This is a genomic window from Brevibacterium sp., from assembly GCF_022712115.1.
GTDB lineage: Bacteria > Actinomycetota > Actinomycetes > Actinomycetales > Brevibacteriaceae > Brevibacterium > Brevibacterium salitolerans.
This window is the reverse complement of the sequence record NZ_JALAHB010000187.1, coordinates 1-11,120: the sequence shown is the minus strand read 5'-3', so window position 1 is coordinate 11,120 and position 11,120 is coordinate 1. Positions and strand designations below refer to the sequence as shown.

The 11,120-nt window shown below is 71.0% G+C and carries 11 protein-coding genes; 5 read left to right on the top strand and 6 right to left on the bottom strand.

Features of this window, described 5'->3' with window-relative positions:
- Window positions 1–18: 18 nt before the first annotated feature.
- From Q0A33_RS10460 to Q0A33_RS10445, 4 genes are all read left to right on the top strand, one after another.
- The gene (locus Q0A33_RS10460; RefSeq protein ID WP_291796006.1) at window positions 19–747 is read left to right on the top strand and encodes an FCD domain-containing protein; all 729 of its coding nucleotides are present in this window, start codon (window positions 19–21) and stop codon (window positions 745–747) included.
- A gap of 83 nt (window positions 748–830) precedes the next feature.
- On the top strand, window positions 831–1,613 hold the full coding sequence (locus Q0A33_RS10455; RefSeq protein WP_291796003.1) for a DedA family protein: 783 nt from the start codon (window positions 831–833) through the stop codon (window positions 1,611–1,613).
- Between the two features lie 103 nt (window positions 1,614–1,716).
- Entirely contained in the window at window positions 1,717–2,985 is a 1,269-nt protein-coding gene (locus Q0A33_RS10450) for a glycosyltransferase (protein ID WP_291796000.1), read from the top strand.
- Window positions 2,978–3,553 carry a helix-turn-helix domain-containing protein gene (locus Q0A33_RS10445; RefSeq protein ID WP_291795997.1) on the top strand — a complete coding sequence of 192 codons (576 nt, stop codon included), beginning with the start codon at window positions 2,978–2,980 and terminating at the stop codon, window positions 3,551–3,553. Before Q0A33_RS10450 ends, Q0A33_RS10445 begins: the two co-directional genes overlap by 8 nt.
- 69 nt (window positions 3,554–3,622) lie before the next feature.
- On the opposite strand, the gene Q0A33_RS10440 is transcribed toward Q0A33_RS10445, so the two are convergent.
- The 6 genes from Q0A33_RS10440 to Q0A33_RS10415 form a co-directional block, all read right to left on the bottom strand.
- Window positions 3,623–4,426 carry a metal-dependent hydrolase gene (locus Q0A33_RS10440; protein WP_291795994.1) on the bottom strand — a complete coding sequence of 268 codons (804 nt, stop codon included), beginning with the start codon at window positions 4,424–4,426 and terminating at the stop codon, window positions 3,623–3,625.
- A gap of 145 nt (window positions 4,427–4,571) precedes the next feature.
- Window positions 4,572–5,432: a formate dehydrogenase accessory sulfurtransferase FdhD gene (gene fdhD / locus Q0A33_RS10435; protein ID WP_291795991.1), complete on the bottom strand. Its 861-nt coding sequence runs from the start codon at window positions 5,430–5,432 to the stop codon at window positions 4,572–4,574.
- Entirely contained in the window at window positions 5,417–6,625 is a 1,209-nt protein-coding gene (locus Q0A33_RS10430; protein ID WP_291795988.1) for a ThiF family adenylyltransferase, read from the bottom strand. Before Q0A33_RS10430 ends, fdhD begins: the two co-directional genes overlap by 16 nt.
- On the bottom strand, window positions 6,622–7,722 hold the full coding sequence (locus tag Q0A33_RS10425) for a molybdenum cofactor biosynthesis protein MoaE (protein ID WP_291795984.1): 1,101 nt from the start codon (window positions 7,720–7,722) through the stop codon (window positions 6,622–6,624). The genes Q0A33_RS10430 and Q0A33_RS10425 overlap by 4 nt, the downstream gene beginning before the upstream one ends.
- Window positions 7,719–8,342: a cyclic pyranopterin monophosphate synthase MoaC gene (moaC, locus tag Q0A33_RS10420; protein ID WP_363316574.1), complete on the bottom strand. Its 624-nt coding sequence runs from the start codon at window positions 8,340–8,342 to the stop codon at window positions 7,719–7,721. The genes Q0A33_RS10425 and moaC overlap by 4 nt, the downstream gene beginning before the upstream one ends.
- A 193-nt stretch (window positions 8,343–8,535) precedes the next feature.
- Window positions 8,536–9,870 carry an MFS transporter gene (locus Q0A33_RS10415; protein WP_291795981.1) on the bottom strand — a complete coding sequence of 445 codons (1,335 nt, stop codon included), beginning with the start codon at window positions 9,868–9,870 and terminating at the stop codon, window positions 8,536–8,538.
- A 141-nt stretch (window positions 9,871–10,011) separates the two neighbouring features.
- On the opposite strand from Q0A33_RS10415, the gene Q0A33_RS10410 reads away from it, so the two are divergent.
- Window positions 10,012–10,863 (top strand): NTP transferase domain-containing protein, encoded by an 852-nt coding sequence (locus tag Q0A33_RS10410; protein WP_291795978.1) that lies wholly within the window; start codon window positions 10,012–10,014, stop codon window positions 10,861–10,863.
- Window positions 10,864–11,120 lie beyond the last annotated feature (257 nt).

Genomic DNA, 11,120 nt, shown 5'->3' with positions numbered 1-11,120 from the left:
GGACAGAGCATGAGCAGAATGCGGACGCGGCCCCCCAAGCCCGCGGTACTGGTGGCGCAGCGGATCGTCGCGGACATCAGCCGTGAGCACAAGGCGCCCGGCGACCGCCTCCCGCCTGAGCACCAGATGCTGGCCGACTACGGCGTGGGCCGCGGCACCCTGCGCGAATCGCTGCGCATCCTGGAGATCCAAGGCGTCCTCACCCTCAAGCCCGGCCCCGGCGGTGGCCCCATCATCCGCAGGCCGGACAGCTCCAGCCTGGAGACGACCCTCACCCTGCTGCTCCAGTTCGAGCAGGCACCCTATCGCGCCATCGCGGAATCACGTCTCGGGATCGAACCGCTGCTGGCACAGCTGGCCGCCACGCGCATGTCACCGGAGCTGCTGGCGGAGATCACGGACAGCGTTACCGTAATGCGCGAAGGGATCGACGACCAGAGCGTGTTCCTCGAGACCAACAAGCAGTTCCACTCGCTCGTGGCCGCAGGGTCCGGCAACGCGCTCCTCAACTCCACCATCGAGGCACTGCTCAATCTGCTCGACGGCAGTGCAATAGGCGTCGACTACCCGGAGAAGCGTCGCATTGCGGTGGTCGAGGCTCACCAGGCGATCCTCGACGCCCTCACAGCGCAGGACCCCTTGGAAGCGGAAGCCTCGATGCGCCGGCACATCGATGAGTACTTCCACTACCTCACCCAGACGCACCCAGAGGCACTGGAGCGCCCCATCGTCTGGCAGGATTTCTGAGGGGATCACTCTGTATCGAGAACCGCAGGCGTCTCAAGCAGGATTCTCCTCTCATGCCGACCCTGCACTCTACGATGGTGGACATGAGCGATGACGACGCCCGGCAGGAGACGCCCGAGGACGCACCTGCGGGCACCGCGGAGGACACGCCGGAGGACCCCTGGGCACAGGTGAAGCCCTGGCAGGGGAAGGCGAAGCGACTGGACAAGGCGCTGCTCTTCATCGTCCTGGGGGTGCCGATCATCTATCTGGCCCTCATGCCGCTGCGTCCCTGGATGCTCGTGAATGCCCCGGTGCTGCAGGAATTCATCAACGGGGCCAAGACTTCGATCGTGGCGGCCGCCGCCTACGCCCGGGTGGGGGAGATCCCACTGTGGCTGGTGGTGTTCGCCGGCTTCGTCGGCATGGCGAAGCTGGACTGGGCCTTCTGGCTGGCGGGCAGACGCTGGGGCGACGGGGTGCTCAACCTCTTCGCGTCCAATGAGCGCCAGAGGCGCCGGATCGAGCAGCTCAAGCGCATCCCCGACTGGGCTCTGTTCCTCATGACGCTCGTCTCCCGCTGCCCGGGGATCCCCGGCACGCTCGTCTGGCTGGTGGCCGGGTGGAGCCGCATGCGGCTCTGGCTGTTCCTCACGGCAGATCTGCTGGGCGCACTGCTCTTCACACTCATCTGGACGACGCTGGGCTACCAGCTGGGCGAGGCCGCCGTGGAAGTGCTGGGCATCATCGACAAGTACACCCTGTGGGTGACGCTGGGCTTCATCGTGCTCCTGTTCGCCTGGACGTTCTGGCGGGAGTCACGGAAGCAGCAGGCCGGCCGGCAGACCGCCGCCGAGGCCGGCTCCGGGAACGAGTCCGAAGCCTGAGCCCGGCCCACCTCACGACGGACGAGCCTCTCACGCCGCACCGGCCCTGCCCCTGGGTGAGTCTCCTGCTAGAGTTTGCGAACAGCATTCACAAAGGAGATCCATGCAGGTCCTGCTCCTGGCACCCGGCTCACGGGGAGACGTCGCGCCGGCGGCGCGGATCGGTGCGGATCTCAGCGCTGAGGGGCATTCCGTCACCATCGTCGCCCACGCCGACTTCGCGGATGCCGTCTCCGACGCAGGCTGCCGGCACGCAGCGTTCCAGGAACCGATGGAGCCGGCAGTGCTGCCCACGAACGCCGCGGCAGGCGTGCGCGCGCATCTGGCACAGCTGCGCCGATACATGCAGGCCGGCGCGGAGGCCGCGCTGGGCGCCTCTGCCGGCGCCGAGGTCGTGCTGACCAATCCGATCGCGCCCTACGGCCACGACATCGCAGAGGCACTCGGAGCGCCCTCGGCCGAGACGCACCTGCAGCCCGCCCCTCCCAGCCGTGAGTACCCGCCGATGACGGCCTCGGCGCTCCGGCTGGGCGGCCTGGGCAACCTGCTCGCGGGCAGACTCGCGGGGAGGATGCCGGCCCCCTACGATCCGGCGGTGGACTGGGTCCGCTCCGAGCTGGGCCTGCCACGGGAGCCCCGGCGGAGGGCTCAGCGGCGCCGCCTCCGCGCCGGCATGCCCCTCCACCACGGGATCAGCGAGGTTCTCCTCCCCCGCCCGCGGGACTGGCCTGCGCAGGCGACGATGGACGGCTGCTGGTGGCCTCTCGTGCCCCGCGACTGGGCACCGCCGCAGGAGCTGAGCCGATTCCTCGAGGCGGGGCCCGCCCCGGTTCTCGTGACGCTGGGCAGCGTGGCCGTGGGCGCGCAGGCCGCCCAGGCGATCGCGGCGGCCGTCTCGCGGGAGCCGCAGCGCTTCGTGCTCCAGGGCTCGGGCTGGGACCGTCTCCTGGGGTCCGACCTCCTGCGAACCGAGGAGGACCGCGTCTGCGTCGCCGGCGATGTGCCGCACGAGTGGCTCCTGCCGCGGGTGAGCGCAGTCGTGCATCAGGCGGGTGCCGGGGTGACGGCCGCGTCCCTTCGCGCCGGAGTGCCCTCGGTACCCGTGCCCCTGCACACGGACCAGCATTTCTGGGCCCGCAGGCTGATCACCCTGGGCGCAGCCGGCGAGACTCTGCGCGCGCGGTCCATGAGTCCGGATGTCGTCGTCCGTGCACTTGCGCACCTGCGGAGCGATGCCTCCTTCCGCCTCAGGGCGGAGGCGGGCGCCCGCCTGCTCGAGAATGCGGAGCGGGCAGCGGCAGCGCAGACCTCCAGCGGTCAGGCCCCCGGCACCGCCCGGATCAGGGAGTGGGTGCACGGGCTCGATGGCTGAACCGGCGAGCAGACGGACGGGCCGCCCACCCCGCCTGGACCGTGCGCGGATCGTGGAAGCCGCGGTGAGGCTGGCCGATGAGGCGGGGCTGCCCAGCGTGACCATGCGACAGGTCGCCGATCGTGTGGAGTGCGCTCCCGCGGCGCTCTACCGCCACTTCCGCCGGCGCGACACACTGCTGGAGGCGATGGTCGACCACGCGCTCGGCGAGGTGAGGCGCCGGCCGCTCACCGCCTCCCCGGAAGCGGACCTGCTGACCTTCGTGAGGGAGCTCCTCGCTGTCCATGCCTCACACCCGTGGCTGTCCCTCGCACCGGGGCAGCGGGTGCCCGGACCGCAGACGCGGGCCGCCGTCGACCACGTGCTCGCCGTCATGAGACCGCACCCCGGCGGAGAGAGGAACGGGGAAGCGGCGATGGCCGTGCTGTTCTCCCTGGTGACGAGTGCCGCCCGGTGGCGCCGTGAGTCCGCGGCACGTGCGGAGGAACCGGACGGCGCAGTGGAACTCACCGACGCGGCGACCGCACGGGTCGTCGTCGCCGCCGTCGCCGGCGTCCTGGCAATGTGAGGGCAGGCCTGAGCAGCCGGCTCCCGCGTCCGTGCCACACCCCCGCACCGTGTGCCCGCGAGCGCGCCCTCAGCCGGCGAGCGCACTCCAGAGGTCTGAGCCGGTCACCTGCGCCTCTGCGAGGCAGGCGAGGACCACGTAGAGCCCCACGAGCGAACCCAGCACCCATTCCCGTGCGGAACCGGTGTTGCCCAGCACCGGGACGGAGAACAGGCCGGAGCGGCGCCAGATGCGCCGGATGCCGGGAATCCCGGTAACCCACCGCGGCGGCCTGACGACGAGGGGCCACAGCAGCGGCACTCCCCCTGTCGTGAGCATGTCACCCAGGATGTGGATGGCGCAGCCCAGCCCCACGGACAGCGGAAGCACCCACCCGGCAGTGGGGAATGCGAGCGCCAGGTAGACGCCTGCGGCCAGCGCCAGTGCCCATGGCCAGATGCGGCCCAGGCGTGAGATCTTCAGCGCGTCGAAGGCGAAGGCGGCGAGGACGACGCCGAGGATGCCCGCCCCCAGTGCCACCTCCATGCCTCCCACCGGCACCACGATTCTGCCGACTGCCCAGGTGAGGGCCACGAAGACCGCAATCCCCACGAGCGAGTGCGTGCCTCGCCGGTGCCCTCCGGAGAGGCGCGAGATCACCCGGCACAGCACCTCGCTGAGTCCGGGGAACGGGCCGAATCCCGGCAGGGAGTTGGCGATGGAGCCGTTGTGGTGATCTGCATCCGGCAGCAGCGCGGCACCGGCGGTCATGAGCGTGACCGCGGCGACCTCGGAGATCGAGATCCCCGGCAGGAGGCCGAGTGCCAGGGCAGAGCTCCCGGCGACGGCGATTCCGGCGGCAGCGCCGGTGGAGGCGTGGTGTGCACCCATCATGGTGGTGGCGTGTCCTTCTGGTCTGTGAGACAGGGAAGAGAGAAGGACGTCAGGCTATCCGGAGGCACGGACGCGGCAGCGAGGGTCCGAGCCGACTGTTCCTCTGCACGTGAGGCAGGCACGGCCTGTTCGACAGCCGTCCGGACTACTGCTCCCGGATCCGCTCCACCGCGGAGTAGGCATTGAACGTCCTGCCCCGGTTGAAGCCCACTACCGTGAGCCCCAGCTGCTGCCCGAGGTCCACCGCCAGAGAGGACGGTGCGCTCACGGCGGAGAGCACCGGCACGCCGGCCATCGCCGCCTTCTGCACCAGCTCGAAGCTCGCGCGGCCGGAGACCTGCAGCACCGTGTCCCCCAGGGGCAGGCGGTCCTCCCCCAGCGCCCATCCGAGCACCTTGTCCACGGCGTTGTGCCGTCCGACGTCCTCACGCAGGCACAGCAGCTCGCTCTCCTGTGCCTCCGCACCGGGGCGGTCGCTCACCCGGAAGAGCCCGGCCGCGTGCACTCCCCCGGTCGCGTCGAACAGCGCCTGCTCCGCGCGCAGCGCATCCGGCAGCCCCAGCAGCGTCGCCGGGGTCACGAGGGGACGGGGGCGGGCCAGCGGATACCGCGAGACCTTCTGCACCGCCTCGATGGACGCGGTGCCGCAGATCCCGCACGCGCTCGAGGTGTAGACCTGCCTCTGCCGGTAGCTCGCCGGATCCCAGGTCCCGGGTTCCAGCAACACGCTCGCCACGTTGAGGTTGCGGCTGCCGTCGGGGTTGAGGCCGGAGGAGAAGTCGATCTCCCTCACCTGGTCCCGGTGGGTGATGACGCCCTCCGTGAGCAGGAATCCCATCACCAGCTCCACGTCGCTGCCCGGTGTGCGCATCGTGACGGTGAACTGCTCCCCGTCCAGACGGACCTCCAACGGCTCCTCGCCGGCCAGCTTGTCCGCGCGGGAGCGCACCAGCCCGTCCGCGTCGAAGCGGTGCGCCCGCGTCCGCACCGTCAGCCGTGTCGCCATTCCCCGCCTCCTGGTGTCTCCTGCTCACTGGTCTGCTGTCTGCCGGTCTGCTTCTCCGCCGGACCGCGCCCGTCGCCGATCCGCCGCTCCCACGCCTCATATCCGCCCAGCACGTCGACGGCCTCGGCCCCCGCCCGGCGCAGGGCATGGGCGGCCCGCGCCGAACGCGCCCCAGAGGCACAGAACACGTAGACGGTCCCCGCACCACCCCCGAGGCCGTCCAGCACTCTCAGCGGATCCTCCTCGATCTCCTCCACCGGCACGTGCACGGAACCCGGCACGGTGCCGGCAGCGCGCTCGGCCGCTGTGCGGACGTCGAGCACGGAAAGCAGGGAGCCCCTGTCCTCCGATGCGCCGGCCCGGGCGAGCGCACCAGCCTGCCCCAGCACGTCCGCCAGCTCCTCCACCGTGACCGTGGGAGGGAGCCCCGCGCCCACCTCGGCGGCGGTGGAGGGGCGCTTCACCTGCGGGTGCGCCTGTACCGGCACCTGGTCCCACTCCGCGGTGAGCATGTCGTAGATCGCGACCCGCCCCACCAGGGGCGAGCTCAGGCCCAGGGCGAGCTTGAGCGCCTCCGCCGCCATCGCCACACCCAGGATCCCGGGCACCACGGGGAGCACGCCGGCCTGCGCGCAGGAGGGCACGCTGCCCGGCGCGGGCATGACCGGGAAGAGGTCGCGGTAGACGGGACCGCGCGCCGCATCGAAGACGCTCAGCTGTCCGCCGGAGGCCATGACGGAGGCCCACACGTGGGGGATGCCGAGGACGGCGGCCGCGTCGGAGACGAGATAGCGGGTGGCGAAGTCGTCGGAGCCGTCGAGCACCATGTCCCAGCCCCGCAGCAGGTCCACGGCATTGCCCGCAGTGAGACGGGTGGTGAGGCATTCGACGGTGACGTCCGGGTTGAGGGCCTGCAGCGTCCGCCGCGCCGATTCCGTCTTGGGCTCGCCCACCGCCGCCGTCGTGTGGACGATCTGCCTGTGCAGGTTGCTGAGGTCCACGACGTCGTCGTCGACGATCCCCAGCGTGCCCACACCGGCACCGGCCAAGTACAGAGCGGCAGGCGCACCCAGCCCGCCGGCGCCGATGAACAGCACACGCGCCCGGCTCAACCGATGCTGGCCCTCAGCTCCCACGCCGGGCACACGCATCTGCCGGTCATAGCGCCCGGTGCCTGTATCCGGAGAAGTCACCGGATCCCCGACCACTCGTGGCTGCCGTCGGCATAGAACTGCTGCTTCCAGATGGGCACGGACTCCTTGATCGCATCCACGAGGTCCGAGGCCGCTGCGAAGGCCTCGGCCCGGTGCGCACTGGCACAGGCCGCCACCAGCGCCGCATCCCCGATCTCCAGCCGCCCGATCCGGTGCGCCGCCCAGATCCGCACTCCGGGATGAGCACGCGCGATCTCCTCAGCCGTGCGGGCAAGAGCGTCCTGCGCATCCGGGTGCGCCGTGTAGTCCAGGCCCGTCACCCCGGACCGGCCGGAGTCGTGGTCGCGGATGAGACCCGTGAACACGACCGAGGCACCGGTGGCGCGGGTGACGACCGCGGCCTCGGCGGCGGTCGCGGAGAGCACACGGGTGGTGACCTCGGCATGGACGACCTCGCCGGGCACCGCGCCGGGAGGGTCCTGGGTGGGAGCGGCGTCCAGGGCGTGAGCCGCGTCCCGGGTGAGGGACAGGCCGGAGGCGCCTGCAGGCTGCCGGCGCGCGTCCGGATGGTCGCGCAGGTCCTCGATCTGGGCCTGTACGTGGTGGATGAGTGTGTCCAGGACGGTGATCCCGTCCTTCACCCCGCCGCGGGAGCCGGGCAGATTCACCACGAAGGTCCGGTCGCGGACGCCGGCCACGCCCCGGCTCATGACGGCGTAGTCGAGCTTCTTGAGGCCGTACTCCCAGATGGCGTGCATGATGCCCGGCACCTCGTAGTCCAGCCGGGCGGAGGTGAGCTGCGGGGTCGCGTCATCCGGATTGAGGCCGGTGCCGCCGCTCGTGACGATGATGCGAGGGCGCTCGTCCCACGGCAGCTCGGTGAGCTGGTGGTCCAGCGCCCTGCCCACGGGTGCGCCGTCGGGGACGACGAGCGGATCGGGGCAGTCGTAGCCGAGGCCCCGGAGCCAGCGCACGGCGACCGGACCGGCGGTGTCCTCCGCCTCCCCCGCCGCGCAGCTGGTCGAGGCGACGATGACGACCGCACGCCTGCCTCTGCCGAAGTCCGGGTCCCGCTTGGGCGGGTGTGCCCCGGGCGTGTAGACCTGCGCGTGCGGCGGGCGGTGCTCCTCGCTCATACCCGCACCCAGTCTCCGCTGGCGCCGCCGGACTTGGAGCGCACACCGGTCTCCGCGATGACCGCGCCCCGGTCCAGGGCCTTGACCATGTCGTAGAGGGTGAGTGCGGCGACCGAGGCCGCCGTGAGCGCCTCCATCTCCACGCCCGTCACACCGGTGGTCTTCACCAGCGTCTCGACGAGGATGGACGACGGAGCGCCGCTCTCCTCGGAACCGCCCACCGGGCGGGCCTCCTGGTCGCCCTCGGTGCCCGTTCCGCAGTCCGTTTCAGAACCCGCCTCCGGACCCGCTGCAGCGCCTGGGCCCGCATCCGCCTCCGGCCGGATGTCCAGGGTCACTGTGCTGACGGGCAGAGGATGGCACAGCGGGATGAGCTCCGAGGTCCTCTTCGCCGCCATGATGCCGGCGATCCGGGCGACGGACACGGCGTCCCCCTTGGGAAGCGAGCCGTCGAAGACCTGTGCCACGACCTCGGGCGTGGTCTGCAGGCGCGAATAGGCACGGGCGACGCGGGCGGTGACCGCCTTCTCACTCACATCGACCATGTGCGCGGAGCCGTCCTCCCGCACGTGGGTGAGGCCGCCGTGCAGGCGTGCGTCGCTGTGTCCTGAAGTGCTCACTCTTCCGCCTTACATCCGTGTGTGCTGCGCGGTGTCAGCGCCTGCGCACGGCGGTCACCGCGCACGGCTGCCGCGCCTCCCGCCATGGTAGTGGGCGCGGAGCCGGCGCGGCACGGGCACCGGAGTCGGCCTCGGGCGCGGCCCGGACGTCAGCCTCCTGCCGCCGCAGCCCGGCAGGGAACCGGGCCGGCTGTCAGTCTCCCAGCGTCGCCGTCGAGGCGCGCCGCACCTGACGCGCCGTCAGCAGCAGGCCCACGATGGAGAGCAGCCCGCCCAGCGCCACATAGGCGGAGATCGCCGTACTGGAGTCGAACCGGCCCAGCAGGGCGGTGGCGATGGTGGGAGAGAGCCCGCCGCCCAGCACGGCACCCAGGTTGTAGGACAGGGCGACGCCGGAGTAGCGGTACTCCGGCCGGAAGAGGCTCACGTAGTAGGCGGCCATGGGACCGAACACGAAGCTGAGCCCGATGTAGGCGAAGATCATCGCCACGTAGAGCAGGACCGGCACAGCGGTGTCGAAGAGCCAGAAGAAGGGGAACGCCCAGAGCATCTGGAACGCCGCGCCTGCGACCATCACACGGATCAGGCCGCACCTGTCCGCCAGCCAGCCGGCGACGAACACGGCGATGAGCATGCCCACGGAACCGGTGAGGCTGGAGAGCAGCAGGGTGTTGCGGTCCATGCCCAGGGCCTGCGTGCCGTAGGAGGTGGAGAACGAGTTGACGATGAAGATGAAGGTGTTGAAGCCCATGTTCACCAGCACCCCGCCGAGCACGAGCGGCAGCGCGGTGGAGAGTACACCCACCAGCGGGATCCTCGCGACGTTCGCGCTCTTGGCCATCTGGGCGAAGACGGGGCTCTCGGAGATGCCCAGGCGCACGTAGATGCCGATCGCGATGAGGATCGCGGAGGCGAGGAACGGGATCCGCCAGCCCCATTCGACGAACTGGTCACCGGTGAGGACCGCGACGAGGTTGAAGAAGCCGATCCCGAGGATGCTGCCGATGGGTGAGCCGGAGGTGACGAAGGAGCCGTAGAAGGCCTTGCGCCCGGCAGGTGCGTGCTCCGTGACCATGAGGAAGGCCCCGGACTGCTCGCCGCCCATGAAGAATCCCTGGGCGATCCGCATCGAGACGAGCAGGATGGGAGCGAGGATGCCCACGGTGTCGTAGGTGGGCAGGAGGCCGATCGCCACCGTGGCCGCGCCGGTCGCCACCAGGGAGATCACCAGCATGGTCTTGCGGGAGAAGCGATCACCGAAGTGGCCGAATGCGATGCCGCCCAGCGGCCGGGCGAGGAAGCCCGCGCCGAAGGTCATGAACGACAGGAGGGTGCCCACCAGCGGGTCGGACTCCGGGAAGAACAGCTGCGGGAACACCAGGCCGGCGGCGAGGCCGAAGATGAGGAAGTCGTAGAGCTCCACGCCCGTGCCGATCGCGCTGGCACCTGCGATCTTGCGCATCTCACGGGGCGAAGTGGTGTGAGCGGACGCGGGATCGTGCGTGTCCGTCGCTGTCGAGGAACTCATAGGCTCTCCCCCTGTTCGGTGCGCGCTGCGGGGTGTGCAGGGGCGCCGTCCTGCACGGCGCCGCGTCATTCTCCCGGATCGGCCGCGACCGGCTGCAGTGCGTTCTCATGGCGAGATGGGCACCCCGGTAGCATCCGGGGCATGAACGCTCCAGGCTCCGCCATCGTCCTGGCCGGTGGACGCTCCTCCCGGCTGGGCGGGGTGCCCAAGGCCCTGCTCTTCACCGGGCAGCGGGTGCCTCTGGTGCGGCGGGTGGTGGACGCCGTGCTGGAGAGGGGCACCGCGCCCGAGGCCGTGGTCGTCGTGGGCCCGGAGGAGCTCGCCTCCCAGCTCCCCCGGTCCGTGCGTCTGGTGCAGGAGCGGCCGCGCTTATCAGGACCGGCGGCGGCGATCGCGGCAGGCGCGAGGGCCTTGCGCGAGGCTGGACCCGTCGGCACGCGTGCGGAGCCCCACACCGTCGCCCATGCGGGTCCTCCCGCGTGGACACTCCTCCTCTCCTGTGACCTCGCCGACCCTGCCGCGGCCCTCGCCGCACTGCTGCGCGAAGGGTTGCCGGGCTCCCCTGCACCCGAGGCTGCGCCGAGTGGACGAGACCTGCACGGGCAGCCGCGTGAGGCCGGACAGTCGCGCAGAGCCGGCGAGAACGGAGCCGGTGGGAATGCTCAGACCACCCCGGGCGACGGGCCCCGCGACATGCTCGTCGCCTTCACGGACCGCCCGCAGCCGCTGGTGAGCGCCGTGCGGACCGCAGCTCTCCATGCGGTCACCGCAGGACCTGCGGACGCCTTTGCGGATGCCCCGGTCCGTGCGCTGACCCAGCAACTGCGGATGACCACGGTCGACGTGCCCGAGGCCGCCATCCGCGACGTCGACACCTGGGACGACGTCCAGCGCGAGGGTCTGCTCACGCGCGATGCCGCAGGCCGGTTCGTTCCCGCCGTCCGGCCACCGGCTCCCCCTCCGGAGCACCCGCAGGCCCCTCGCACCCTTTGACGCAGCTGCCATGCGCACACGGGCACACACGGTCGAAGACTGCGAACGGTCGAGGCCTCGCGGCTGTGGAAACACCGCTCTGCGCCCATCTGCGGCCGCCCCCTTCTACCATGAGACACATATTCCGCTTTCTGCCGTCGAGATGTAATGTGCATTACATCTCCTTGTTCTCCGCCCCAGCAGTCCGCGGGAACCGTCGATGCCGGATGAGGCGCCGATGGACCTCACCCGCCACCGTGGCTGCGGAAAGACCGGTC